Raw genomic sequence first — 25,356 nt, 5'->3', positions numbered from 1 at the left:
CAAGAAGAGGCCCCCTTGCCCGGGGCCTCTTTCTCTTGTGGTGGTGCAGCGCGGTGCCTGGTGCGCACGCCCCTTGGAGAAGGTGGGCAGTTGTCAGCCGCGGTGCTCGCGCAGGTAGATGGCGAGCAGGGTCTTGGCGGTGGCTTCGCTGCTGAGCGCGTTCATCGCCTGCCAGACTCCCCGGTGCTGGGGGATCTCCTGCAGCAGCTGGTAAGCCTCGAGGACCAGGTCGTCGGGGTCGGTGTCGATGCGCCGAAGCGGCGAGGTGAACCGGCCGATGATGCTCATGCGGAGATGTTCCTTCTGTTCGGGGTTCCGATGTGGGCGGGGCCGGTCAGGCCGAGGCGTTCCGGGCCCGCCGGCGGGCGGCGCGGTGGCGCATGACGCGGCGCTCGTCCTCGGACAGGCCACCCCATACGCCGTGGTCCTGGCCGTGGTCGAAGGCCCACTGCAGGCAGGTCTCCATCACGGGGCAGCGGCGGCAGACGGCCTTGGCCCCCCCCCGATCTGCAGCAGCGCGGGGCCGGTGTTGCCGATGGGGAAGAAGAGCTCGGGGTCCTCTTTCCGGCACGAGGCTCGGTGGCGGAAGTCCATGAGAGTGCCTTTCATTCACAGCGAGGGATCGGCGGTGGGTGGTGCTGGTGTCCCAGGTGGGGCGGAAGCCGGTGATCGCGGCCGCTGGCTGCGGTTGACCTGCCTCTCCCGCCCCGGCCTTGGGGAACGGCTAGGAGGCGATCAGGCAGCGGACCCGCTTGCCGACGGCGATGATGTCGGTGTCGATGTATTCGCACAGCAGGCCAACGATGGACAGGCCCCGACCGGACTCCGCGTCCGCGCTGTCCAGCCGGGCCGCGCCGGGCCGGGGCAGGTGGTCGGGGTCGGGGTCGGTCACGCTGACGCTGACACGGCCGGTGTCGGCGCGGACCTCGACGATGAGCGGAGCGCCGTCGCCGCAGGCCCGCACGGCGTTGCCGACGAGTTCGGAGAGAACCAACTGCGCGGTGTGCGCGGTCTCTGCGTCGATACCGGCGTCCTGCAGGACCTGGACGGTGGCAGCGCGGAGACCGCTGAGGACCTCGGGCCCGACGGCCATATGCGCCAAGAGCGTGCCCGCGCGTATCTGCATCTCCAGGTCGAGGCCGTCATGCTGCGGTTTCGGCTGCTCGGTGACCATGGGTCCGGTTCCGTACGCCGTCGGGTTGGTCACCGCGCACCTCCGCTCTTGCCGGCGAGCACGCGGCGCAGCGCTTCCTCAATGGTCGGGTCGTGCGGTGTGTCGTCGTCCTGTGCGGTGTTCAGCTGGGCGGATGCCATGCTGGAGGTCACGGGCGGGGTCCTCTCTCGCGATGGGGTCGACCGACAGCGGCCCCGGGGTGCCTCCCGGGGCTGTCGCCGTTGGGGCTGTGCAGGGTCTGGCGGTCTGGGGTGTCACGAGTGGCCGCGGCCGTCGGCGCCCTCCGCCAGGGCAGGCGTCGGCGACCGCGGTTACTGGTGAACCGGTGCGCGTTTCCAGCGCGCGTTGACCTCAGTCGGCGCGGGCCGCTCGCGCCCAGGGAGGCCAGTCCCAGGCGGTCGTGGCAGCAGAAGGTATGCCGCACCGTTCTTTCAAGCCGGTTGCGCGATACGTCGTAGGCGGGTGCCTTTCTCGGCCGGCTGGTCTCCACTCGCCTGGGCCGGTGTTCGCGGCCGTCGTGATGCGGTGGATCACGCTGTGGAGTTTTCAAGGTGCGGCCGCTTCCTTCAGGCCCCGGCCGTGGCTGGGGCCCTCCGGGCGGATAGCCGCCCCGGCGGTTGGCCGGGGCGTAGGGCGGGGCCTTGCCCGCTCCCGATGCGGAGTTGGCTTGGCGGCCGTCTCCTCGGTGGCGCTGGTTCGGTGGCGAGCCGAACCATGAGCTACCTTGTGCACAAGGTTCAACCATGTGCACAAGGTTGTCAAGGAGGAATCTGATGGCGGAACAGTCCGTTCGGCTGGTAGGGCCGTGTCGCGTGTGCTGCACTAGATGCAGCTTGCACATCCATGTGCACAAGGACCACGCACTAGAAAGGCGCACAGTGGGCGAGACTCTCGGCCAGCCCGAGTACCGCAGAGTCCGGGACGACCTGCACAGGAAGATCGCGGACGGCGAGCTGAAGGTCGGGGAGCCCATTCCGTCGACGAGCAAGTTGCAGGAGGAGTACGGCGTCTCGGTCACGGTGGTGCGCCGTGCGGTCAACGAGCTCCGCAGTGAGGGCCTGCTGTACGGCCAGTCCGGCAAGGGTGTCTTCGTCCACGCCAAGCCCGACACAGCCCGCGGTGAGCAGGCGACCCTGGAGCGTCTCGCCGAGGGCTTCGCCAACCTGGAGCGGCGAGTCGGCGAGCTGGAAACCACCAACGCCGACGGAGTCGCCGCGCTGCGGGCCGAACTTAATGAGATGAAGAAGCACGTGGCGTCCTTGCAGGCCCATCTCATCGATCTGTACGGGCGCACGGGCCAGCCGTACCCGCACCACATCCAGCCCGCTGCCACCGACACGCACGGCGACCAGGCCGCCGGCGCGTAGCCGGCCTTCCGAGCCAGGGGGACTCGTCCTTGTCATCCGAAAACGCAGCCGTCGTCCCGCTCCACGGCCGCCAGACCTACCGGCCCGACCTGCAGAGCATCGCGCGTGGACAACTGGCCCAGGCCCGGGCGGCCAAGGGCCTGTCCTACGAGGACTTCGCGCACCTGCTGTCGACCATGCTGGGCTGGCCGGTCAGACCCGACACGGTCAGGGCCTGGGAGACCGACTCCGTACCGCCCGGCGACGTACTCGTAGCAGCGGAACTGATCGTCCGGCAGACGCCGAGGAGCCTGACCGATGGCGAACCGCACGATGCGCTCACCCAGATCGTGGGCGACCAGTTCGCTGACCTCGCAGGCGTCTTCGCCAGCCGCTCCGAGTTCCAGGCGAAGCTGTCACCATCCGAGCTGCTGGACGACGCACGCGAGATCCGGGCCTGCGGCCTCAGCCTGAACCTTCTGTGCCAGACCTACTCCGAAGCCCGGCTCAGAGAGATCATCGAGAGCGGGACGAGCCTGCGCTGTCTCTTCCTCAAGCCGGACGGCCGCTACATCGCAGAACGCGAGAAAGAGGAGGGCTACCCCGCGGGCCGACTCTCCGCGCTCACGGCCATGAACCTGACCATCCTGCAGGAACGGGTCTACGACCGGCTCTCCCCCGCTGCGCAGGGCAGGCTCGAGATCGGCGTGTACGACGAGCCGATTCGCTTCAACGTGCTCCTCATCGACGGCCAGCTCTGCGTAGCGCAGCCCTACCTGCCGGACGTCCGCGGTGTCGACTCCCCTACCTTCCTCATCCGCAAGCGCCGAGTGTCAGGCGGCCTGTACGCCACCTTCGACCAGATCTTCTCAACGCTCTGGGAAAGGCGGCTTGACCAGTGACCGACCTGCGCGCACTGCTGGACATCGCCAGCCAGGCCGTCGACCAGGCCGCTGCGGTCGTCTCGCAGAAGGCGGTCGGCACGGTGACCGCCAAAGGCGACCGGGACATGGTCTCGGAACTCGACCTGGCGGTGGAGGAGCGAGTGCGGACCTTCCTGCACACCGAGACTCCCGAGATCGGGTTCCTGGGAGAAGAACAGGGCGGCCAGCGCCTCGGCAACCTCACCTGGTCCCTTGACCCGATCGACGGAACCGCCAACCTCGTCAGCGGCATCCCGCTGTGCGGCATCTCCCTCGGACTTCTCCGCAACGACACAGCCGTCCTCGGCGTGATCGACCTGCCCTTCCTCCAAGACCGCTACCAAGCCGCCGAAGGCCAAGGCGCCTACCGCTTTGGACAGCGCATCCACCCCAGCCGCACAACCCGGCTACACGAGGCCATCGTGGCAGTCGGCGACTACGCCGTCGGCGAGAGGGCCGCGGAGCACAACCGGCAGCGCTTGAAGATCACCCAACTGCTCGCGGAACGCGCCCTACGCGTACGCATGCTCGGCTCCGCCGCCATCGACCTGGCGTGGGTAGCCTCAGGCCGGCTCGACGCGAGCATCGCCCTGAGCAACCACCCCTGGGACACGGCCGCTGGCATCGCCATCGCCCGCGAAGCCGGCGCCCACACCATGGACACTGCCGGCCGACCGCACGAGATGACATCGACGGCCACCATCACAGCCGCGCCCGGCCTGCGGGACGAAGTCCTGCGGCTTCTCCAGGACAGCGCGAACACCAGTGCCTAGCCGCGTGACCAGAACCCCGGGGCCACAGCGCCTCTCATGCCGCCTGAGATCCGGCCGCTCAAGGCGCGCGACCTTCACGACGGATTCCAGCCATAGTCACGGAAAGCTTCTCTCTTTGAGCTATCCGTCACGTTACGGTCTGGAGGATCGGACTGACCATCGGGAGGCGCCTCATGGGTAAGCACCGCTCTCCAGTCGGGGACGACGGCCACCAGCCCGGCCGTCCGATCCCTCCGGCGGAGCCGACTCCTGCACCGCCCCAGCCGGAATCGGACGAGGAGTGACAGCGCACACCGCGCTGTCGCCCCCGGCGAACAGCAGGAACGACGGGCTGGCGGCCGAGATCACCAAAGCGCTGGGGCACCCGGTGCCCGCAGAGTGGCAACAGGCGCTGCACGCTGCCCCCAGACACCTGTTCCTGCCGCAGGTGCTGTGGCTGCGGGACGGCAACGGCGGCTACGCCCCGTGCGACCGCGGCAGCGATCCCGAGCGATGGTGGGCGGCCGCGTACTCAGATGCGCCGCTGGTCGTCCAGTTCACCGAGGAGGAGGACGGATACCAGGTGCCGTCCTCGTCGGCGTCCGCGCCGAGCACGATGATCCGGATGCTGGAGCAGGCCGAACTCGGCGATGGGATGCGGGTGCTGGAAATCGGCGCCGGTACCGGGTTCCACGCCGCGCTGCTGTCGGCCCGACTGGGCAGCGAGCGTGTGGTCTCCGTCGAGATCGACTCGGAACTGACCGCCCAGGCCCGCACGAACCTCGCCGCGGCCGGACACGCCCCCACCGTGCGATGCGCGGACGGCGCGCAGGGCTGGGCGGCAGGAAGTCCGTACGACCGGATCATCTCCACCTGCGCGGTGCGGGCGGTACCGCCCGCCTGGCTGGAGCAGACCCGGCCTGGGGGCCGACTCGTCATCCCGTGGAACACCGCATGGGTGGGATACGGCACGCTTACCCTGACCCGGCACCCGGACGGCAGCGCCTCGGGCCCGTTCGCGCCGTTCGGTTCCTACATGGTGATGCGTGGCCAGCGCTCCGGCATCGAGCTGGGTCGGGACGTGCTCCGCGCGGGGCAGGTCCCGCAGGTCTCCCACACCACGATCTCGCCCTGGGCGGTGGCCGGCAACGACCTTGACGCCCTGTTCGCGGTTGGCCTGGCCGTACCGGATGTGTGGCACTCCTGGGATACCGAGACCAACGCGGCGCACACCCGGCTGTGGCTGGCCGACGACGACGCCACCTCCTGGGCGACCGTCGACTACGACGGCCACCAGACCGACACCTTCCGGGTGTCTCAACACGGGCCACGCCGACTGTGGGACGAGGTGGAAGCCGCGCACCGGTCATGGGAAGCGGCCGGTCGGCCGAGCGTTGACCGGTACGGGCTGACCGTCGCCCCGGACGGCACCGCCACAGCATCGCTGAACCTCCCCTGACGGACGCCGCCGCACTCCCGCATCCCTGTCTCCCGCCGCCTGGCAGCCAGCCGTCATCGCACCAGCGGACCGGTGTGTTCGGTCTCGGTCGGCTTCCGCCCGTCGGCCGAGCCGGGCTCGCATACCACCGTGACGCAGCTGTTCGGCGGGCGGCGGATCACCGCGGCTGGTTGCGGCAGGTACGGCCGGGGCGGGCCGGTGATCAGGACCCGAGGAGCCGTCCGGCCGAAGAGGGGCGGGCGGGGTCAGGTCCTGTTCCAGCAGTAGAAGAGCTGTTCCCCCGGTCCGGCGCCCAAGCCGATCGGGCGGCCGGTGAGGACGTATCCGATGTCGGTGGTCCGGCCGGGCGGGAGCACGGTGAAGCCGGAGCGGGCGTAGAAGGGCCCCAGGGCGCGGCCGGCGTCGAACTGCCCGTACAGCATCATGAAGTCCAGCTGCCAGTACACCTGGACGCAGCGCTTGAGCAGGGCCGGCCGCCCCGAGTCCTTGACCCCGGGCGTCCCCGGCGACCGCGAGTGCCTTGATCTTGGCGTACTTCAGCATCGCCAGCAGGGCGTGCTGCGGATAGCCGGTGTCCCACACGGCCTGGACCACCGTTTCCCGGCGGCAGCGCGAGCAGCGCACCGGCGAGGGTGCCGTCCCGGTCCTCGGCGACCAGGGGGAGGGCCAGTGCCAGGGCGGCGTGGGACAGGTTGCCGTCGGCGTCGGCGCGGACCAGCGGTTCGAGCAGGGCCCCGGCCGGCACCGAAGGGCCGCCGCTCGCTGTCGGCCAAGGTGCCCGCCGCCGCGCAGACGTGACCGCTGGCCGGGCACGTCGGACCAGAACCTCTGTGAACGCGCAAGGCCCCCGCCTGAATTGGGCGGGAGCCGAGTGCTGCACCCCCACCACCGGGCGAGGGTACCGTTCTGGTGTCGAGTCAGAACGGAGTACCAGTATGCCTGAGCATGCCCACACCAGCGCCCTCACCTTCGGTCAGCGCGTCCGCCGGCTCCGCGAACGCCAGGGCCAGACCCGCCCCGTCCTCGGCGGCCTCGTCGGCCGGTCCGCCGAGTGGGTCAAGGCCATCGAGACCGGACGCCTCGGCGTCCCCCGCCTGCCCCTGCTGCTGCGCCTCGCCGACGTCCTCGGAGTGAAAGACCTCGCAGAGTTGACCGGAGAAGAACGCCTGACCGCCTCCTCCTACACCAAGGCCGCCCACGACGCGCTCCCCGCCGTCAAGGGGGCCCTGACCACCTACCAGTTCACCAGCCCAGACGAACAGCCCGAGACCGTCGAGTCCCTCCTCGGCCGTGTCCGCGACGCCTGGTCCCTGTGGCACGGCACCGGCCGGCACCGCACCCGCATCGCCGTGGTCCTCCCGGACCTGCTGGCCGACTTGCAGCACGCTGCCCGCGTCTACGGCGGCACCGACCGCCGCCGCGTCCAGGTCGCGCTGGCCGAGACCTACCACCTCGCCCAGCTGTTCCTATCCTTCCAGCCCGCGCCCGAGCTGGTGATACTCACCGGCGACCGGGCCATGGCCGCGGCCCAGGACGCCGACAGTCCCCGCGCCATCGCCTGCGCGGCCTGGTACATGAACCACGTCTTCCGCGACGCCGGGGAGCGGCACGAGGCCCGCGTCGATCTGGCCATGCAAGCAGCCGACCTCCTCAACCCCGACCGGGACCGGGAAGACCTCGCCCGGTGGGGCCTGCTGCAGCTCGCCGCCGCCCTGTCCTACGCGAAGATCGGAAAACGAGGCGACGCCGAACGCTACTGGGACCGGGCCAACGACGCCGCCCGCCGCCTCGGCGACACCTACGCCCACCCCTACCTGATCTTCGGACGGAGCATGGTCGACGCCTACGCCATCACCATGCACACCGACCTCGTCCGCAGCCGGGAAGCGACAGAGACCGCCGACCGCATCGACGTCGCCTCCATGCCGTCGGCCACCCGCCGCTCGTTTCACCTGATCGAGACCGCGAGGGCCTACAGCCTGCAGAACGAGCCGATCGCTGTGGTCCACCTGCTGAAGAAAGCGCACCGAGCGAGCCCGGAGACCGCGCGGTTCAACCTGTTCACCCGCAGCGCGGTCGCGGAACTGGCCGACACCGGGCCGGCCGTCGTACGCGACGACGCCCGGGCGCTGCGGCGAGATCTGGGCCTCCCCATCGCCGCGTGATCACACAGGGGTACAACCTGTACCTCTCCGCGAGGGGGTACAGGTTCTACCCCCCACCTCACCACAGCCCCCGTACGTTCGGTGATGAACCGATCACCGACGCTCGGGGGCTTTCGTGCAACCCGCTTCTGACACGCTCACACCCGCGCCTGCCTGCGCGAGCGGAGGCCCCGCTCCGGTCGATGTCACCGCCATCACCGCGACGATCAACCGGGCCCTGGCCGCCCACACGGTGCCACCCCGCTACGACGAACTCGTAGACCTCGAGACCTACCTGCGCGGCCACCTGCAGCTGCTGCTGTCCACCGTCCGCACCGCCGGCCCGGCCCGGCGCGCCACCACCGCCGCCCAGCTCGACCGCGGACTCGGCCCGGGCCTGCGCTCGGCCATCGACCAGGTCCTCCTCCTCGCGCTCGACTGCCGCTGGCTGCTACGGCACATCCCAACCGAGGGGAGGCCCGCACGATGACCGCCCCGCCCTGCACCCTCGGAGACCGGATCCACCGCACCGTCCTCGCGGCCGCCACCGACGGCTACCTGCCGCTGGACTGGCTGCACGGAGCTAGCCGCACCGACGCCGTCACCGCCGCCTGGGCCCGCGGCGCGCTCGCCGAAGTCCCCTCCGGCCTCGCCTGGGACGTCGTCCGCATCCCCCTCACCCTGGCCATGGAGACCGTGCGCCTGCTGCGCGCCGCCTGCGTATCCCTCGGCCCGGTCCTCGTCGGCCCGCCCGGCGCCGAGTTCATCGTCACCAGGGGATCCGCGCACGGCTGGACCACCGAGGACGGAGAGGTCCTCGCCCCCGGCCGCCTGGTCCTGCTGCCCCACCCCAGCTTCGTCGACCCGTTCCGGCTCGGCGACCGCGGCTGGCTGGTCGGCCCCACCGACCACGGCCTCACCCACGGCCCCCACCTCGAAGCCGCCTACCGCACCGCATCCGAAGGGTTACCTGTGCTCCCGCCCGTACCGCGCCTGTCGACGGTCACCTCCGCGGCGTCCACGCCCCACAGCCTCCCAGTCGACTGGGCCAGCCGCTCCAGTTCGGCCCGCCTGTCCAACCAGCTGCTGGGCGGGAAGGACCACTACGAGTGCGACCGGCGCCTCGCCGCGGAGCTGTTGGCGGTCGCGCCGGGGCTGGAGACGGCCGCGCAGATCAACCGATCCTTCGGCCATCGAGCCGTTCGGCTCATGGCCGACCGGGGCATCGATCAGTTCCTCGACTTGGGGTGCGGCCTGCCGTACGGGGAGAGCCTGCATGAGACGGCCGCCGCCCGGCATCCCGGCGTGCGGTTCCTGTACGTCGATCACGACCCTCATGTCATCGCCCATGCCCGAGCCCTGATGACCGCGCAACGGCCTGCGGTGACCGCGCACCTGCTGGCCGACATCCGGCAGACGGAGACGGTGCTGTCCTCGCCCGAGGCTGCCGAGGTCCTCGTCCCGGGCCGGCCGGTGGGGGTGTTGGTGCACGCGGTGCTGCACCTGCTCGGCGACGATGCGGTCGCCGCGCTGCTCGGCGCGCTGCGGGGCTGGCTGCCGCCCGGGAGCTGTGTATCCGTCACGCACCCAGCTGCGGACCTGCGGCCCCAGGACGCCCGGCACGAGGCCATGCTGTGCGCTGCCGAGGGCCTACCCCTGTGGCACCGCACCCGGCAGGAGGTCGCCGATCTCCTGGGCGGGCTGGAACTGCTGGAGCCCGGCATCGCCCCGACCGGGGCGTGGCTGCCCGACCACCTGGTCGGCCACCTGGGGCTGTCCGCGCCTGCCGCGTGGGCCGCCATCGCCGCCGTGCCCTGAACAGCGGCTCTTCTCGAGACCGGCCGCCGGGGCGCGATGCGCCCCCGGACCGTGCGGCTTCCCCCGTGGCCCACGGCACGGACACCGCTCGCTCCCCGGCGGCCTCCCATCCGACCCCAGCTTCGTGAGGACCTTGATGAATCTCCTGGTGACGGCCGTGGTGCTGGCCGTCCTTCTCGCCGCCGCGGTGGTGGCGCTGATACGGCTGGCTCTGGCCCGGCGCCGCCTGGAGCGGCAGCACGCCGCCGATGTGAAGCGACTCAGCCGCATGCTGGGGCTGGCCGAGGGCGAGGTGTGGCACCTGGCCCGCGAGCGGGTGCCGGCCATGGTGGCGGGACTGTGGGACAGCCAGAGCCGTGAGGTGCCCGGGCTGCTGCATCCGGAGCTGGAGGGCACCCGGTTCGTCGCCGCGGTGGACGCGGTGCTCGCGACGTTCGGTGAGGTGCCGGAGCAGGCCGCCCGGCGGGCGGAGGACGCGGCGCGGGCGGCGGTGGCGACCACCTCGCGGTCGATGGCCGCTCTGGTCCAGGAGGTCCAGGCGGCGGTCTGGGCGATGCTGGAGCGGCACGACGACCCGAAGGTGCTGGAGGACGTCAGTCGGATCGACCACACCGCCAGCCAGCTCGGCCGCCGCGTGCAGGTCATCTCGGTCCTGGCCGGGTCCTGGCCCGGGCGGCAGCGCGAGGACTCCCCGCTGCTGGACGTGGTGCGCGGCGCGGTCTCCCGCATCCGGGACTACCAGCGCGTCAGGGTCACTGGCGAGCCGCCGGTTCTGGTGAGCAGTCAGGCGGTCGAGGCGGTGATCCTCGCGCTGGCCGAGCTGCTGGACAACGCCGCCCGCCACTCCAGCCCCAGCACCCATGTCCAGGTGGCGTTCACCACCGGCCACAACGGGGTCACGATCGTCATCGAGGACGCCGGGATCGGCCTCACACCCGAGGAGAGGACGCGGGTGGCGGCGCGGCTGTCGGGCCAGGCGCCGGTGCTGCTGACGCAGATGCCCAACCCTCCGCGCTTCGGGATCCCGGTGGCCGGTGTGCTCGCGGCCCGGTACGGGTTCCGGATCAGCGCGGACCAGGAGTCCGCCTACGGCGGGGTGCGGGCCGTGGTCTACCTGCCCAACGACCGGCTGGTGACCTCCACCGCCCGGCAGGCCCAGCCGTCCCCGCCGCCGGCCGCTCCCGGCACTCCGCCGGCCGAAATCCCTCAGGCTCCCGTGCCGGTCCCGGAGCGTCCCGACGGTCTGCCGCAGCGTCGGCGCCGGGCCCGGCATGCCGCCGGACCGGTACGGCCGCAGCGTCCGGTCATGCAGCCCCCCACCGGGGCGGGCGAAACCCTCGGGGCATTTACCCGGGGCCGCCGCGCCGCCCAGGACAGCCCCTCGGACTCGCCCGCCTCGCTTACCGATGAAGGGAACACCACGCAATGAACGCACACGACAAGTCCGCGGACCTCGGTCTCATTCTGGACGAGGAGCTGGTCAAGGCGCTGCCGGGTGTCCTGCGCGCCGTGCTGCTCTCCCGGGATGGCCTGGTGGTGACCACCTCCGAGGGCGTGGAGCGGGACCTGGCCGACACGATGGCCGCCGCCGCGTCGGGGCTGCTGTCCCTGAGCCGGGAGGGGGCGGCCTTCGCCGACTGCTCCGACAGTCCTCTGGAGTTGACCCTGATTCAGTACGGGGACGGCTACCTGGTGGGCATGGCCGCTGGCGCGGACACCTATCTGGTGGTGGCCGCCGGCCGGGAGGCCGACGTCGGGGCCCTGTCCTACACCGCGCAGAAGACGGTTGACCGGATCGGCCGCGTGATGGGCGTGGGCGCCCGGAGCGCAGCGGACCCGCGGTCATGACCCCGCCCCGGCGGGACCGGAATACGGGGCTGGTGCGGCCGTATGTGGTCACCGGCGGCCGGTTCGCTCCTAGCCGTAACCATTTCGACCACATCACGCTGGTGGTGCGCGGCGCGCGGGGCCTGTCGCGCGCCGAGCTGGGCCCCGAACAGTGCCGGGTGCTGGACCTGCTGGGGTCCGGGGCGCTGTCGGTGGCCGAGATCGGCCACCACCTGGGCCTGCCGATCAGTGTTCTGCGGGTGCTGCTGTCGGAGCTGATGGAGCACGGCCACATCACCACCCAGTCCACCATCCTCACCCCCTCGGGGCCCCTCGCCGATGGCCCTGACCGAGAACTGCTGGAGGCCGTCCTTGCTGGACTCCGCGCACAGCTCTGAACCGGCCGCCACTCACCTGCGCGGTGACGAGACGACCGTGAAGATCCTGGTCGCCGGCGGCTTCGGGGTCGGCAAGACCACCCTGGTCGGTGCGGTGTCGGACATCGAGCCGCTGCGGACCGAGGAGACGATGACCGCCGCCTCCGTCGGCACCGACGACCTGGCGGGCCTGCCGGACAAGGAACGCACCACCGTGGCGATGGACTTCGGCCGTACCGCCCTGAGCGACAGGCTCGTGCTGTATCTGTTCGGGGCGCCCGGCCAGGAGCGGTTCTGGCCCCTGCTGACCGACCTGGCCTACGGCGCGCTGGGCGCGCTGGTGCTGGTGGACACCCGCCGCCTGGCCGATGGCTTCCCCGTCATGGACCGGCTGGAGCAGCTCGGTCTGCCGTACGTGGTGGCCGTTAACCAGTTCCCCGACGCCCCTCACTACGGAGAAGACCAACTGCGCGGCGCGATGGACCTGGAGGAGCACACTCCGCTGCTGCTGTGCGATGCCCGCGACCGCGCCAGCTCGATCACCGCCCTGATCGGCCTGGTGTCCCACCTGCTCAAGCCCACCCCGGAGTCTTCCCGATGACCACCCCGCGCGCCTTCGACGTCTCCGGGCCGCCCGCCGGCTGCCCCCACCGCAGTGACCGGGCCGTGTCCGCCGCGGTGTGGCCGCTGCCGATCCACGGCCCCGCCTTCAGCGCCGACCCGCACGCCACCTACGCACGACTGCGGGAGATCGGGCCGATCGCCCCGGTGGAGATCGCCCCCGACGTCCACGGCTACCTGGCCGTCACCTACGACGCCGCCCTCCACCTGCTGCGCAACACCCCGGGCAAGTTCGCCAAGGACCCCGCCCAGCACTGGCGGGCGCTGCGCGACGGGCAGATCCCTCCCGACAGCCCGGCGCTGATGATGATGCAGCCCCGCGACAACGCGTTGTGGAAGGACGGGGTGGAGCATGCCCGGCTGCGCGGCGCCATCACCGGCAGCCTGGCCCGGGTGGACACCCACGCCCTGGCCGCCACCGTCGCCCGCATCGCCGACACCCTCATCGACCGCATCGCCGCCCAGGGTCATGGCGATCTGATGGCCGACTACGCCGACCCGCTGCCCATGCAGGTGCTCATCGAGCTGTTCGGCTGCCCGCCCGAGCTGGGCATGAGGATCGTGCGGGCCATCGCCGCGCTGTTCGACACCGCCGCCGACGCCGCCGCCATCAACGCCGAGCTGGGGGCCGCCTGCCTGGAGCTGGCCGACCTCAAGCGCCGCCGGCCCGGCGCGGACGTGACCTCCTGGCTGCTGGCCCACCCCGCCGCCCTGACGGACGCGGAGATGGCCCAGCAAGTCCTGCTCGTCATCGGCGCCGGCACCACCCCCACGACCAATCTCATCGCCAACGCCACACTGCTGATGATCAGCGACGAAGAGTTCAGCGGAGACGTCTTCAGCGGTGTGCGGCCGGTGTCCGACGCGCTGGACCACGTGCTGTGGACGGACCCGCCGGTGGCCACCTACTGCCCGCTGTACGCGCGGGAGCCGGAGACCTACCGCGGTGTCCGCCTGGAGCCGGGCGTCCCCATCCTCGTCTCCTTCGCCGCCGCCAACACCGACCCCGGATTGAGGATCGACCCCCGCCAGCGGTCCGGGAACCGCGCCCACCTGGCGTTCAGCGCCGGGGTGCGCGGCTGCCCGGCCCCGAACCTGGCCCGCGTCATCGCCGAAACCGCCGTCGAGCACCTGCTGGACCGCCTGCCCGGCCTGGACCTGGCCGTGCCCGCCGACCAGCTCACCCGCCGCCCCGGCACCTTCCACTCCGGCTGGGCGGCCCTGCCCGTGACCTTCCCGACCACCGCGCCCGCCCCTGGAGGCACCTCATGAGCATCCAGCCCACCACGCCCACACCCGGCTGCCCTTACCGCCTCGACCCCGACGCGGCCGACATCCACGCCGAGGCCGCCGCCCTGCGCGCCGCCGGCCCGGCGCCGCTGGTAGAGCTGCCGGGCGGCATCACCGCGCGGCTGGTCACCGACCCCGGCCTGATCAAACGGCTGCTCACCCACCCCCAGGTCTCCAAGGACGCCTACCGGCACTGGCCCGCCTACCGCAGCGGCCAGATCCCCGAGGATTGGCCGCTGCGGGCCTGGGTGGATGCCCGCAATGCCCTGACCGCCCACGGTGAGGAGCACACCCGGCTGCGGCGCCTGATCGCCCCGTCCTTCAGCGCCCGCCGCATCCGCGCGCTGGCCCCGGTCATCGAGGAGATCACCGCCGACCTGCTGGACGGCCTCGCCGTGCTCGACACCGGCGGTCCGGTGGACCTGCGCGGCTACTTCGCGTGGGTCCTGCCGCTGACCGTGGTCAACACCGCCCTCGGTGTCCCCGCCGACCTCCACGACGGGCTCCGCGACACCATCGGGAACCTGTTCGCCACCAACCTCAGCCCCCAGCAGGCGGTGGAGAACGTCAGCGCGGTCTACCGGCTCCTGGCCGAACTGGTCGAGATCAAGCGGGCCCGGCCCGGCGACGACGTCACCACCGACCTGATCCGCGCCCGGGACGAGGAGACCGGCACCCGGCTCTCAGACCAGGAGCTGCTGGACAGCCTCATGCTGCTCATCGGCGCCGGCCACGAGACCACCGTCAACCTCCTCACCCACGGCACCGTCGATCTCCTCACCCACCCCGGTCAGCTCGCCGCCCTCCGAGCCGGCTCGGCCCGGTGGGAGGACGCGGTCGAGGAGATGCTGCGCCACCAGCCGCCCATCGCCAACATCATCATGCGCTTCCCCACCGAGGACATCACCGACGAGACCACCGGCACCCACTTCCGTACCGGCGAGCCCCTCGCCATCAGCTACGCCGCCGTCGGCCGCGACCGGAGTCTGCACGGCGAGAGCGCCGACACCTTCGACATCACCCGCTCCACCCGCCGCGACCACCTGTCCTTCGGCCACGGCCCCCACTACTGCCTGGGCGCGGAGTTGGCCCGCCTGGAAGCCCGCATCGCCCTGCCGGCCCTGTTCGACCGCTTCCCCGACCTCACCCTGGCCGTGCCAGCCGAGGAGTTGCGCCCGCTGCCGTCGTTCATCTCCAACGGCCACCAGACCCTGCCCGTCCACCTCACCCGCCAGGCGGCACGATGAGCGCGGCGCCAACGGGTGATGGCAGCGGCATCCTGGACGGCCACCGTTTCCACCACCAGGTCCAGGCGAAGGGGCCGGTCCGAGTAGTGCTCTACGCCTGCACCAAAGGCGGCGAGTGGCCGGGGATGTGGCCCCTGCGAGACCACGCCCACCAACAGGGCTGGACGGTCGTCCACGAGGTACGCGAACCCGCCCCTTGGCACACGCCGATGGCAGGCCGCCACGCGTGGGACCGAGTGCTCGAACTGATCGTTCCCGGCCGGGTGCGCGGCGTGCTCGTTCCCGCCCCCCGCCACATCACCGGCGGCCTGCCCCCGGGCGACAACCTGACCACCTGGTGCCGGCGCAACAGAGCGTTCGTAGCGGCCCTCGCCACAACGGACCGTGTGCCGGACCTACTCCCAGCGCCCTGAACAGCGCCTCTTCGCAACCAAGCCCGCGCCCTCCAACGCCATCCCCGACCGCAGCAGCAGAAAGACCTCCCATGCCGACCGCCGAGCCCGCCACGCCCCCGGACACCGTCAACCGCGCCGAGCTGAGCCGCTACGCCAGCATCACCTGGCGCACCGACGGCCCGCACACCCTCGTCACCGTCACCGGCTCCCTGGAGGTCCACGAGGGCCCTCCCCTCCGCAAAAGGCTGTGGACACTGGTCGAACAGGAATCCGGTGACCTGATCCTCGACATGCGGGGCGTCGATTTCATCGACTCCACCGGTCTGGGAGCGCTTGTCGGCACGGTGAAGAAGGTGCGGCCGCAGCCGGACCGGAGCGTGCGCATCGTCCCCAGCGACCACGTCCGCAAGGTCCTGCGCCTCACTAGCCTGACCAAGGTCTTCCCCATCCACGAGACCCCGGATGAGGCTCTGACCGCCGCGGCCTCCGCTCCGGCCGATGGTCCTCCACCACCGGCCGAGGTCGTCCTGCTCGGCGAGAGCGAGTTCACCGCGACCGGCCCCTACACCTCCGTCCACCTGCGGATGCGGGAAGGAGCAGCGGCGGTCAACGCCGTCCGCGGCCGCGGCGGCCGCGTCGGCCCGGTGCTGGTCTGCCACGACCACGGCCTCGTGCAGGTCCTCCTCGCTCCCGGCGCGGCCGAGATCCTGCACGGCCTGCCCGCGGTCGTGGCCCTCACCGAGAACAGCGCCGAGTGCGGTAGTCCCCATCGGCGCCCGCCCACCTGGGCCGTCCCCCGCCACGGCCAGGGGGCGGCGGACCGCACCGACGCGGACGCGCTGCGCGCCGCCCTCACCGGTCCGGCGCCCGCCACCGGGAGGGCCGCGTGACCTCTCCGTCCGCCGCCCCGGCCTCCTCATCGCAGGTGTCGGCGGTCCTGCCGTCCGCCGGGCCGTGCGGCCCCGCGCTCGGGCATGGCCATCGCGCGCCCATAGAGCTCGTGGTCGGCCTCTACCTCAAAGCGCTCCGCGAGGCCGCCCGGATGACGCTGCACGAGGCCGCCCACGCGGCGCGCACATCCGCCGCGACCATCAGCCGCCTGGAGAACGGCAGAACGCCGCTGCGCGGCGACGCGGTTGACTGCCTGCTGCGCGCCTACGGGGCGGCGGACTGGAGGCTCTCCGCGTACTTCCAGCAGCACCTGCCGCCGGTGAACCCGCGCGAGCGGGAGAGAGAGGAGAAGGCAGCCGACAAGGCGTTCCGCAGCGCGCCGTGGGACGTCTTCGCGGACATCGCCCCAGGCGCGAGTGAGCGGTATGCGCTCTGCCACCGGGCGGCCACGGCCGTGATGACCTACACCCTCCAGACGATCCCCGAGCCCTACCGGACCGACGCCTACGACGCGGCTGTCCGTACCTCGGAGTGGTCGATGCCCTCCCTCGACGGCATCGAGCCGTCCCCGGTGCCGGTGGAGACCGGCGTGCCGGGGCCGGGGAGCGGGCAGGAGATGACGCTCCTCTTGGACGAGCAGGCGCTTCGGGCCCCGGTCGGCGGGGCGCGGGTGATGGCGGGACAGCTCCGGCACCTCCTGAAGATCATCGAATCAGGAGCCGCGACCATCCGGGTCGTTCCGTTCGGCGCCGGGTGGCTTCCCTCCCCCACCCACGTGTCCGAGCTGGTCGTGCACGGCCACCGCCTGATCGCCGCGCACTCCCTGACCCCGTGGTACAGCACACGCTCGCGGCACGCCCGAACCATGAGCCAGATGCTGCGGGAGCTGCGCGAGGACCTCACCGCCAGCGACTCCTACGACCAGATCAAAGCGGTGGCCGACGCCATGGCCGCCCAGGACGCGCGAACCGGACCGACCGGCGGGCCCTCACCCGGTGTCCGGGCCTCCGCCGCGGATACAGCCGACGAGGAACGAGGCCGACGGCCATGAACAGGCAGCCCAACGACTTCGCCCGGCCCTCCGTGGCACGGGTCTTCGACCACCTGCTGGGCGGCAGCGACAACTACGCGGCGGACCGGGCCCTGGCACAGCGCCTGGCCCAGATCGCTCCCGAGCTGCCGGACATGATCAGGATCAACGCCGACCACGGGCCCCGTGCCGTCGCCACCCTGGCATCCGACCTGGGCATCCGGCAGTACCTGGACCTGGGATGCGGACTGCCGGCCGGCCTCTACGGCCACCGGACCCCGCACGAGGTCGCCCGCGCCGTCCACGGCACGGCCCGGGTGGTCTACGTGGACAGCGACCCGGTGGTGTACGGCCACGCCAACATGGTCCTGGCAGAGGAACCCGGCACTGCGGCCCTCCGCGCGGACATCCGGGAGATGGACGCGCTCCTGGGCGCCCCGGCCGTCCGGGCCCTCAACCGCAGCGAGCCGATCGGCGTGCTGCTGCACGACGTCCTGCTCTGGGTCACCGACGACGAGGCGCTGACCGTCCTGGAGACGCTGCGCGCGTGGCTCCCCGCCGGGAGCGCCATCTCCCTCACCCACGCCACCGCCGACGCGGCTCCCCAGATGATGCGAGACCTGACCAGCTGCTACGCCGAGGCCGGCATCACCTACCGGCCCCGCTCCCGCCACCACATCCGGGCACTCCTGGACCCCTGGGCGCCCACCCCGCCGGGCATCGTCCCGATCCCCCAGTGGCGGGCCGCCGAGCACCTCCGCCACCTCCCCGCCACAGGGCACGCGCACGCCCACGCCGCCGTGGTCCGGGAGAGGACCAGAGCACCGGACGAGCCGCGCGGAGCCGGCACGGAGCGTTCTCAGCCAGCCGCCCCTTGAGCACAGGGAAGCCACGGCCGACACCCTGCCAAACCCCGACCCGCACCCGCCCTTGGACCTGCAAGGAGGCCCCCTGTGTCCCGCCCCGCTACCGGCCTGAGCCACGGAAGCGACCCCGTCCGGATCCTGTCGTGGAACATCGAGCACGGCCGCGCCGTAAAGGAGGCGAGGCGCTGGATCAGCAGACTGTCCGCCGAACCGGACGTGGTGTGCGTGCAGGAACTCCGCCCCGGCGACGAAGAACTCCTGCAGGAACCCTGGGGCACGGGCTACGTGGCCGAGCCCCGGCCCGGCTCGTCCCACGCCAACGCGATCTTCGTGCGCGAGGACGGTGACGCGGCGTTCGTGGTGACCGATGCCTTCGATCACCCGGCGGTACTCGGGCATGCCCCGGCCAACGTCGCGGTCCGCCTGCGCGGTCCGGACGGATCCCTCAGCGACCGCGCCCTGAGCCTGTTCTGCATCCATGCCTCCTTCAACTCGCCCGCCACCCGGCTGATCGAGGCCGAGTTCCTGAACCGATTCGCGCAGCCCGGATGGCTCACCGTGGTCATGGGGGACTTCAACGACGCGCCCGCCGGCACCGTCGTGGACTGGGATGAGGTCACCGACCGGGCGTTCTACGCCCACCGCACCTACCCGCTCGCAGGCGGGGAGCGCCCAACCGATGACCGGGCCGACCGCACCCTGCGCGCGGCCGGGTACATCGACCCCGCTGCCTGGGCCGCCGAGCACCTCCGTCTGGAGAAGGATCCGCTGGCGCCGACGGCCGGATACCGCCGGCCCGACCAGGGCGGCCTGCGCCGGGTTGACCGCGCCTACGTGACCGGCCCGCTCGCACCGGCCATCTGCGGCTACTGGGTCGGCGACCGCATCGAGGACCCCGAGCTGGAGGACATCTCCGACCACCTGCCGGTGATGCTGGAACTCGACCGTACGGAGCTGTCCCGGCTCATGAGCAACCGGCAGGCGAGCACCGCCGCATGACCCCTGTCCCCGGCCGCGACACCTGTTCTCCAGGTTCTCCCACACCCTGCGGCCGGGGACAGGCACCGACCCTTTTCCCTGTCGTGGCCCTGACGCCGCGGCGGCACCACACCCGCGCGGGCTTCCCGCTCTGCCGACCGACAAGGAGACATCTGTGCCGGACACGTTAGCTCCGCACCAGTTCCCCCATTTGGAAGCGGCCTACCTGGCCGTTCTCGGCCACATCAGCCGGACCTACGAGTACCGCAATGCACCCCGCAAGAACGCCGCCCGGGAGTGCCTGGGGCTGAGCTTCCAGATCGCCAATCCGCGCGAGCGGCTGCCGTACCTGGCTGCCCGCCGGACCAATCCGGCGTTCTGCTTCGCCGAGGCGCTGTGGTATCTCGCTGGCCGGGACGACCTGGGGATGATGGCCTACTACGCGCCGCAGATCGCCGCGTACTCCCCAGACGGCCGGACGCTGGTCGGCTCCGCGTACGGGACGCGGATGTTCCGCACTCCGCCCGGTGCGGCGATGGCGCCGTTCGACCAGGTGCTCAGGCTGCTGGGCAAGGAGACCGACAGCAAGCGGGGCGTGCTGCCGATCTTCGGCGCCGAGGAGCTGGCGGTGAAGGGCAACCCGGATGTGTCGTGTGTGGTGGCGCTGCACCTGCTCGCCCGCGAGGGCCGCCTGCACATGGTGTGCTACATGCGGGCGAACGACTGCTACCGCGGGCTGCTGTCGGACGTGTTCTCCTTCACGATGATCCAGGAGTTCGCGGCGGTGCGGCTCGGGCTGCGGATGGGCGCCTACACCCACCACATCGGGTCCGCGCACATCGGCGACCGCGACTTCGACCGCGCCCAGACCGTGCTCGCGGAAGCCGCTGGCCCTGGGCGGCCGGCGGTGCAGCATCCGCCGTTCCGGGCCATGCCGGCTGACACCACCTTCGACACCCTGGCTCGCGTGCTGGAGCACGAGGAGGCGCTGCGCACCAACCAGGCGCAGTACGGGCCCGCCGAGGTGGCCGCCCTGGGGCTGGATGTGTACTGGCAGCAGGTGCTGCTGGTGTTCGAGGTGCAGCGGCAGATCCGGTACTGCACGGCCGACCCGGTGGACGCCGACGTGCTCCAGACCCTCGATCCGGGGCTGCGGTGGCTGGTGGCCCGCCGGTGGCCCACGCGCATGCCGGACGCGGCGGGAGCGGCCCGGTGAAGCGGCGCCCGCGGACGAGCGGCGGCGTGCTCGCCGGGATCGACTGGTCTCGTTGGAGTGTGGTCCTGTGCAAGCCCGACTGCGTCCGCCGCGGCCTGGTGACGAGGTGCTGGGGCGGATCGACGCGGTGGTGCCGGTCATCGGCGGCCAGGACGTTCGTCGTGGCCGACTGGCAGGTGTTCGTCCACTACTGGGACTTGCTGGTGGACCGCGACTGGTACGACGTGGACACTCCGGCCGTCCTGCGGGAGATGTACGCCGGGAAACGGGTGACCGTCGCCCTCGCTCACGGCCCGGCCGGGACCGACACCCCGGCGCTGGTGCTGGTCCCTGCTCGGCCACTTCGACCCCTCCCAGGCCGCCGACTCCATCCGGCGGCGCCCTGGGGCACCGAACAGCCTCACCGCGGCCCGCGCCGCCGGGCGCCTGGTGGAGACCTGGTCCACTCCCCGGACGATCCGGCGGCCACCTCGCCGGGACTTCCGGCACGTGGTCACGGCGCCGACCGAAGTACCGGCTCCTTGACCCGCCGCCGGGCGCCCTGCCGGGCCCACGACGCGGTCGGCGCTCCCCCGCGCGGCCCCTGAACCGCCCCGTCCCGGCTTCCTCACCTCCTGAGGACTCCCACGATGGCAACTCCTACCCGCGCCCGGCGACCCCTGCCGCTCCTGACCTCCGAGCAGGTCGCTGGCCTCAAGCCGGGGCTGGCCGACCCGGTCGAGTACCGCAAGTCCGGGCTCTCCCTGAATCACGTCGTCGGCTGCCCGCTGGACTGCGGCTACTGCGTGCGGCACCTGTTCGACAACTTCGAGATGAAGGCCCCGCGGGCCCTGATGAGCGACGAGGACGCGGTAGCCGCGCTGGTCGGGCACCGGTACTTCCGGCCGCACCGCACCCCGTTGCAGGTCTTCAACCGGGCCACCGACCCCCTGCTGCCGGTGGTCAAGCCGCACACCTTCAACGTGCTGCGGCTGCTGGACGCGCAAGGCCTGACCAACCACGTCCTGATCATCACCCGGTGGCGCGTCGAGCCCGAAGACTGCGCGGTCCTCAACTCCTTCCAAAACCTGCGGCTGACGGTGCTGGTCACCCACTCCGGCATCACCGACGAGCGGATCGAGCCGGTGGACTCCCGGATCGCCGCGGCCAGCCTGCGGACCCTGTACGAGCACGCCGAGCGGTACCGCACGGTGCTGTACTGGCGGCCGATCGTCCCGGCCCTGAACGACACTTTCCACGCTACCTGGACGGGCGTTTCGAGCTGTCCCAGCACGCGCCACCCCACGATGTTCCCACCGGCCTGTTCTTCCGCCAGGAGAATCGCGCGACTACTACGCGAGCGCACGGCCTGCCGGGCCAGTACCGAGGACACCGCCCGCGCGCAAGGATCAATGCCGCAGGAGTCCGAGCAGCGGGATACCTGGACCGGCTTCACCGCATCCGGCCGACTCCGACTGCCCCGTGGGGGCCGCTGATTCGCTAAGAACCTCCTGCCGTCGGGGTTGCCTACGCCCACGGCGAGGGCGACTACAACGCCACTACGGCTTCCGCGAGCTTGTGCGACATCTGCCCGCCGGCGCAGAATCGCCGCTGTGGCGCCGGCGGGGTCGGTGGCACAATCCCGATCCGCCGGTCCGTCACCCGCCCTAAGCGCGGGAACTCGGCGCGTTCGGCGCGCGTGGAGTGTCACCGACCGGGCCATCATCGTTGGAGGGCTCTGGGACGAGCGCGCCGCGGTACTTCCTCCGCACGGGCATCGGCTACCAGGGTTCCACGACCCCGCCCAGGCCGCACCCGCTTTACTCGCTCGCCACGGCTGCGCGCCGGAGATTCGCTCGCGCCCTGGACCGACTGCGCAGATGAAGTAGGACCGAGTGGACACTGGATGCACCTGGCCCCGCCTGCTTGGTCGGTGCGTGCGAGGGCAAACTGGCGCCACCCGCGCCCGACTGTCTGGTGTAGGCGCGCCGTCTTGCCCGTCGTGGACGGGCTGGCCTGCGACACCGGCACGGCCGGGCACTGGCTCGTCTCGGCCGCCCCGCCCGGGTTGACGCGCCCTTCGCCGCTCGCTGTCCACGGCCCTGACCGATCCTATCCCCTCGCCGTGCTGTCGCCGCCCTGGCAGGCCGTCGCGCCACCGGAGCACGGACCCTTGCTGGCGGTTGCGTGGATCATGGCGGCGCACAACGCTGGCACGTGGCGATCACGGGGCGTCCTCACCCGCGACCTGCCCGGCTGGGCGGCCGGCCGGAGTGGCGTGACCCCACCCTCCGGCTGGTCCCGCGCCACCTTACCGCGTGGCCCGTGCCCTGCCGCTCGCTGCGACGCCGGGCTTGATCGAGCACGAGCGCCTGACCTGGCCGGCGCGCCCCGCTCAGCGGCACCGACGCCACGTTGTCGAACGCCTACGCCACCGCGCTGGCTGCTGCTGTCGGCGGCCCGCTCACTACCCGACCCGGGACGCCATGGCCGCCGTGGCTGGGTCCCCCCGGGCTGCGCGGAGAGGCCCCAACGGTTAGCAGGAGCCTTCACCCCTGTGCGGGTGAAACGCCCTGTGCTATCGGCTCGTCGGTTACGCCACTCCACCGGCAAAAGGACCCTGCATGATGCGCCGCATCGAGGATGAAACTGCCGCGCCCACGGCGTCTCTCGGTCGCCCGCGTCGGCGCCTGGGCAAGAAGGCCGCCGCGCTCGGCCTGCCGAAAGAAGATGCAGCGCCCACACCGAGCTGTCCACCCGAGTGGATTCATCACTCACCGGTGCCGCCGCGGAACTGACCCGCCGCCATCGACTGCGAGGTGGTCTTCCCTCGCCGACCAGGCGCCCCGGGCGCTGGCCGACTACACTTGACGGCGCTCACGTTCCGTGAGGAACAGCCGGCCCCGGAAGTCCTGGACCGGCTGGGCGCCCTGGTCGCCACCCGGCTCCCGAAGTACGACCTCCTGCTGGCCACCGTGCTGGACCCGGACGAGCCGGTGACCGGCCACGGCTACGAACCGCCACCTACCGGACCCTGGTGACACCGAGATCCAGCGGCCTACTCGCCGGCCCACGCCCTGCCCGCAGCGTGCCCGGTCACCAACGACGACGAGGGCCCGCGACCGCGCGCCGTCCCGCGCCCTCGACCTGGTGGACGCCCGGGAGGCCGCCGCGTGACCCGGACTACCCCCGCTGTTGCCGTGCGGCGCCATCGCCCTCGCCGGCCGCGTCGTCTCCCGGCTCGGCCTGGGCACCATGCGCCTGGCCGGCCACCGTTCACCTGGGGGCGCCCCGCGGGGACGCCGACAGCGCCATCCGCGTCCTGCGCGAAGCCCGTCCACGGTCCACGCATCAAGCCACCTCGACACCGCTGACGCCTACGGCCCTCACACCGTCGAAGAAACTCATCGCCCGCGCCCTTGCGGCCCTACCCCGAGCACTGCTGATCGCACCAGGTCGGGCATGTTCGCCCCCGCCGCCGAACGTGTGAAGCCGCTGGGCCGCCCCGAGTACCTGCGGGCGGCCGCCGAGATGAGCCTGCGGCGCCTGGGCGTCGAGCGGCTGGAGCTGTGCTACCTCCACCGCATCGACCCCGCCGTCCCCCTGGAAGACCAGATCGGCGAACTCCGGGACCTCCAGAGCGAGGGAAAGATCGGGCACATCGGCCTGTCCAAGGTCACCGTGGCCCAGATCCGTGCCGCCTCCACGGTGGCGCGCATCGCGGCCGTGCAGAACTGCCTCAACCTGGCCGAGCCGGACGACCCGGCCCTGGTCTACTGCGCGATGCAGGGCATCCCCTTACGTGCCCTACCGGCCGCTGGACGCCGGAGCCCTGGCCACCACCGGTTCTCCCGACAAGGCCTGGGTGGCTGCTGCGCCTCGGCCACACCACCGCGACCGATTCCCGGAACGAGCTTCTCCCCAGCACCTTACGCGAGAGGCTCGCGGCGGCCGTGTACGGTCCGCGTCCGGCTGTGGCCGGCCCCCAACCGTCGACGGGGCGGGCCGCAAGAAGTCAAGTTCGCGTAACATGGCACCCGACAGGATGTCGCGGCCATGTCGGCACACATCGCGCCTGGTCACGCCTCCTGTGGTGGGCGCCGGGTAGCTGGCGGGAGGCCCGTCCTCGACTTTCTGCACGAATGTCCTTCGTCTGGAAGGTGACGCCGGTGTCCACGGCCAGGGGGTGGCGATTGTCGTGCAACCGCCCGCCTCGCTGCGGCTGATTCAGATTCGCGGGCCAGGGTCTCGTAGTCCTGGTGCACTCATGCAGGCGCACCGGTAGCCGCCCGGCCTGCCAAAAGCGAACTGCCGCTTCGGGGAAGGTTCGCCAAGCTCCGGGCTTCCGGGCCTGCCTGCTCAGCCGGTGGGCTGCCCCAGCGCCTTCTTCGCCTGCTGCTTCAGCCGGTGCGGCCGCGACCCGGCCGGCCGCTGAAGGAGTCCCAGAACGGAGTGCGTTGGCCAGCGCTGCGGCGAGGTCGCGCATCTGTGTGCCCGCAAGCCGTGCCTCGGTCTCGGGCGACGGCCTTTCGGCGGTAGTGCCTCCACAATCGGCGGGCGGTCCAGCGCCTCCAGCTCCGCGTTCGCCTGTTTGGAACACGGCCGCGGCCTGTAGTAGATCCGTAGGGAAATCGAATCCCCGCTTTCCGCTCACGGGTTCGATCGTACGGCGCGCCCAGACAGACCGGAGACGGCGCGCCGCACCGCCGGGTTGTCGGCTCGTATCACTCCCGCATGGATCCCACGCCAAGATCCACGGGGAGACAGGATGCTGCCGCGCGCTCGTCGGAATTCGATCCCGCCCCCCGCAGCAGGCAGCAATTACACCGGCGATGCTCCCTGTAAAAAGCAAAACCACGTACGGTAGGCATGTGTCCGTTATCCGCTGCGGACCTGTACTGTGCGCGCCTGCCACACACGCCCTTCAGCACCGCCCTACCCTCTACCGCCAAGGGGCCGTCCCAGCCGATGAGTTGGGCCCAGCCGTTCAGCCACGACACACTCATACGATGCCGCCTCGGTC

General features: G+C 71.6%; 27 protein-coding genes and 1 pseudogene. 23 read left to right on the top strand and 5 right to left on the bottom strand.

Translation table 11 applies throughout. The annotated features are described in order from the left end of the window. Positions 1-93: 93 nt before the first annotated feature. The 4 genes and pseudogenes from ACGRHY_RS27865 to ACGRHY_RS27850 all read right to left on the bottom strand — a co-directional run bounded on the left by ACGRHY_RS27865 (position 94) and on the right by ACGRHY_RS27850 (position 1,326). A complete protein-coding gene (locus tag ACGRHY_RS27865; protein WP_394638424.1) occupies positions 94-288 on the bottom strand; it encodes a hypothetical protein in 195 nt (64 codons plus the stop codon). Between the two features lie 46 nt (positions 289-334). Further along, positions 335-594: pseudogene (locus ACGRHY_RS27860) on the bottom strand (WhiB family transcriptional regulator). 130 nt (positions 595-724) lie between these two features. Next, a complete protein-coding gene (locus ACGRHY_RS27855; protein ID WP_394638423.1) occupies positions 725-1,207 on the bottom strand; it encodes an ATP-binding protein in 483 nt (160 codons plus the stop codon). Then, complete coding sequence (locus tag ACGRHY_RS27850) at positions 1,204-1,326, bottom strand: hypothetical protein (protein ID WP_394638422.1); 123 nt, start codon at positions 1,324-1,326, stop codon at positions 1,204-1,206. Before ACGRHY_RS27850 ends, ACGRHY_RS27855 begins: the two co-directional genes overlap by 4 nt. Positions 1,327-2,052: 726 nt before the next feature. Here ACGRHY_RS27850 and ACGRHY_RS27845 point away from each other — a divergent pair. From ACGRHY_RS27845 to ACGRHY_RS27830, 4 genes are all read left to right on the top strand, one after another. Beyond that, complete coding sequence (locus ACGRHY_RS27845) at positions 2,053-2,541, top strand: winged helix-turn-helix domain-containing protein (protein WP_394638421.1); 489 nt, start codon at positions 2,053-2,055, stop codon at positions 2,539-2,541. 29 nt (positions 2,542-2,570) lie between these two features. After that, positions 2,571-3,422 (top strand): DUF5919 domain-containing protein, encoded by an 852-nt coding sequence (locus ACGRHY_RS27840; protein ID WP_394638420.1) that lies wholly within the window; start codon positions 2,571-2,573, stop codon positions 3,420-3,422. Continuing rightward, positions 3,419-4,216 (top strand): inositol monophosphatase family protein, encoded by a 798-nt coding sequence (locus tag ACGRHY_RS27835; protein ID WP_394638419.1) that lies wholly within the window; start codon positions 3,419-3,421, stop codon positions 4,214-4,216. The genes ACGRHY_RS27840 and ACGRHY_RS27835 overlap by 4 nt, the downstream gene beginning before the upstream one ends. 280 nt (positions 4,217-4,496) lie before the next feature. After that, positions 4,497-5,654, top strand: coding sequence for a methyltransferase domain-containing protein (locus tag ACGRHY_RS27830; protein WP_394638418.1), 1,158 nt, complete (start codon positions 4,497-4,499; stop codon positions 5,652-5,654). A gap of 245 nt (positions 5,655-5,899) precedes the next feature. On the opposite strand, the gene ACGRHY_RS27825 is transcribed toward ACGRHY_RS27830, so the two are convergent. Next, a complete protein-coding gene (locus tag ACGRHY_RS27825; protein ID WP_394638417.1) occupies positions 5,900-6,100 on the bottom strand; it encodes a hypothetical protein in 201 nt (66 codons plus the stop codon). A 489-nt stretch (positions 6,101-6,589) separates the two neighbouring features. On the opposite strand from ACGRHY_RS27825, the gene ACGRHY_RS27820 reads away from it, so the two are divergent. From ACGRHY_RS27820 to ACGRHY_RS27730, 19 genes are all read left to right on the top strand, one after another. Then, a complete protein-coding gene (locus ACGRHY_RS27820) occupies positions 6,590-7,819 on the top strand; it encodes a helix-turn-helix domain-containing protein (protein WP_394638416.1) in 1,230 nt (409 codons plus the stop codon). Positions 7,820-7,934: 115 nt separating this feature from the next. Continuing rightward, a complete protein-coding gene (locus ACGRHY_RS27815) occupies positions 7,935-8,288 on the top strand; it encodes a DUF6415 family natural product biosynthesis protein (protein ID WP_394638415.1) in 354 nt (117 codons plus the stop codon). Then, complete coding sequence (locus ACGRHY_RS27810; protein ID WP_394638414.1) at positions 8,285-9,616, top strand: SAM-dependent methyltransferase; 1,332 nt, start codon at positions 8,285-8,287, stop codon at positions 9,614-9,616. Before ACGRHY_RS27815 ends, ACGRHY_RS27810 begins: the two co-directional genes overlap by 4 nt. A 136-nt stretch (positions 9,617-9,752) precedes the next feature. Beyond that, a complete protein-coding gene (locus ACGRHY_RS27805; protein WP_394638413.1) occupies positions 9,753-11,045 on the top strand; it encodes an ATP-binding protein in 1,293 nt (430 codons plus the stop codon). Then, a complete protein-coding gene (locus ACGRHY_RS27800; RefSeq protein ID WP_394638412.1) occupies positions 11,042-11,464 on the top strand; it encodes a roadblock/LC7 domain-containing protein in 423 nt (140 codons plus the stop codon). The genes ACGRHY_RS27805 and ACGRHY_RS27800 overlap by 4 nt, the downstream gene beginning before the upstream one ends. Further along, positions 11,461-11,841, top strand: a complete 381-nt coding sequence (locus ACGRHY_RS27795) for a DUF742 domain-containing protein (protein WP_394638411.1) — start codon at positions 11,461-11,463, stop codon at positions 11,839-11,841. The genes ACGRHY_RS27800 and ACGRHY_RS27795 overlap by 4 nt, the downstream gene beginning before the upstream one ends. Further along, positions 11,819-12,421: a GTP-binding protein gene (locus ACGRHY_RS27790; RefSeq protein WP_394638569.1), complete on the top strand. Its 603-nt coding sequence runs from the start codon at positions 11,819-11,821 to the stop codon at positions 12,419-12,421. The genes ACGRHY_RS27795 and ACGRHY_RS27790 overlap by 23 nt, the downstream gene beginning before the upstream one ends. Then, the gene (locus tag ACGRHY_RS27785) at positions 12,418-13,713 is read left to right on the top strand and encodes a cytochrome P450 family protein (protein WP_394638410.1); all 1,296 of its coding nucleotides are present in this window, start codon (positions 12,418-12,420) and stop codon (positions 13,711-13,713) included. Before ACGRHY_RS27790 ends, ACGRHY_RS27785 begins: the two co-directional genes overlap by 4 nt. Then, positions 13,710-14,978, top strand: a complete 1,269-nt coding sequence (locus ACGRHY_RS27780; protein ID WP_394638409.1) for a cytochrome P450 family protein — start codon at positions 13,710-13,712, stop codon at positions 14,976-14,978. The genes ACGRHY_RS27785 and ACGRHY_RS27780 overlap by 4 nt, the downstream gene beginning before the upstream one ends. Then, a complete protein-coding gene (locus ACGRHY_RS27775; RefSeq protein WP_394638408.1) occupies positions 14,975-15,391 on the top strand; it encodes a hypothetical protein in 417 nt (138 codons plus the stop codon). The genes ACGRHY_RS27780 and ACGRHY_RS27775 overlap by 4 nt, the downstream gene beginning before the upstream one ends. A gap of 71 nt (positions 15,392-15,462) precedes the next feature. Next, positions 15,463-16,263 (top strand): STAS domain-containing protein, encoded by an 801-nt coding sequence (locus tag ACGRHY_RS27770; RefSeq protein WP_394638407.1) that lies wholly within the window; start codon positions 15,463-15,465, stop codon positions 16,261-16,263. Continuing rightward, positions 16,260-17,315 carry a Scr1 family TA system antitoxin-like transcriptional regulator gene (locus ACGRHY_RS27765; protein WP_394638406.1) on the top strand — a complete coding sequence of 352 codons (1,056 nt, stop codon included), beginning with the start codon at positions 16,260-16,262 and terminating at the stop codon, positions 17,313-17,315. The genes ACGRHY_RS27770 and ACGRHY_RS27765 overlap by 4 nt, the downstream gene beginning before the upstream one ends. Further along, entirely contained in the window at positions 17,312-18,172 is an 861-nt protein-coding gene (locus ACGRHY_RS27760) for an SAM-dependent methyltransferase (RefSeq protein ID WP_394638405.1), read from the top strand. Before ACGRHY_RS27765 ends, ACGRHY_RS27760 begins: the two co-directional genes overlap by 4 nt. A 75-nt stretch (positions 18,173-18,247) precedes the next feature. Then, positions 18,248-19,159: an endonuclease/exonuclease/phosphatase family protein gene (locus ACGRHY_RS27755; protein WP_394638404.1), complete on the top strand. Its 912-nt coding sequence runs from the start codon at positions 18,248-18,250 to the stop codon at positions 19,157-19,159. A gap of 154 nt (positions 19,160-19,313) precedes the next feature. Continuing rightward, entirely contained in the window at positions 19,314-20,354 is a 1,041-nt protein-coding gene (locus ACGRHY_RS27750) for a thymidylate synthase (protein WP_394638403.1), read from the top strand. 161 nt (positions 20,355-20,515) lie between these two features. Then, positions 20,516-20,941 (top strand): hypothetical protein, encoded by a 426-nt coding sequence (locus ACGRHY_RS27745; protein WP_394638402.1) that lies wholly within the window; start codon positions 20,516-20,518, stop codon positions 20,939-20,941. 42 nt (positions 20,942-20,983) lie between these two features. Continuing rightward, a complete protein-coding gene (locus ACGRHY_RS27740; protein ID WP_394638401.1) occupies positions 20,984-21,829 on the top strand; it encodes a hypothetical protein in 846 nt (281 codons plus the stop codon). 1,371 nt (positions 21,830-23,200) lie between these two features. Next, the gene (locus tag ACGRHY_RS27735; RefSeq protein ID WP_394638400.1) at positions 23,201-23,374 is read left to right on the top strand and encodes a hypothetical protein; all 174 of its coding nucleotides are present in this window, start codon (positions 23,201-23,203) and stop codon (positions 23,372-23,374) included. A gap of 214 nt (positions 23,375-23,588) precedes the next feature. After that, positions 23,589-24,362, top strand: coding sequence for an aldo/keto reductase (locus ACGRHY_RS27730; protein ID WP_394638568.1), 774 nt, complete (start codon positions 23,589-23,591; stop codon positions 24,360-24,362). Positions 24,363-25,356 lie beyond the last annotated feature (994 nt).

The organism is Streptomyces shinuiensis, from assembly GCF_043660855.1.
Lineage (GTDB): Bacteria > Actinomycetota > Actinomycetes > Streptomycetales > Streptomycetaceae > Streptomyces.
This window is presented reverse-complemented; position numbering and strand designations above follow the sequence as displayed.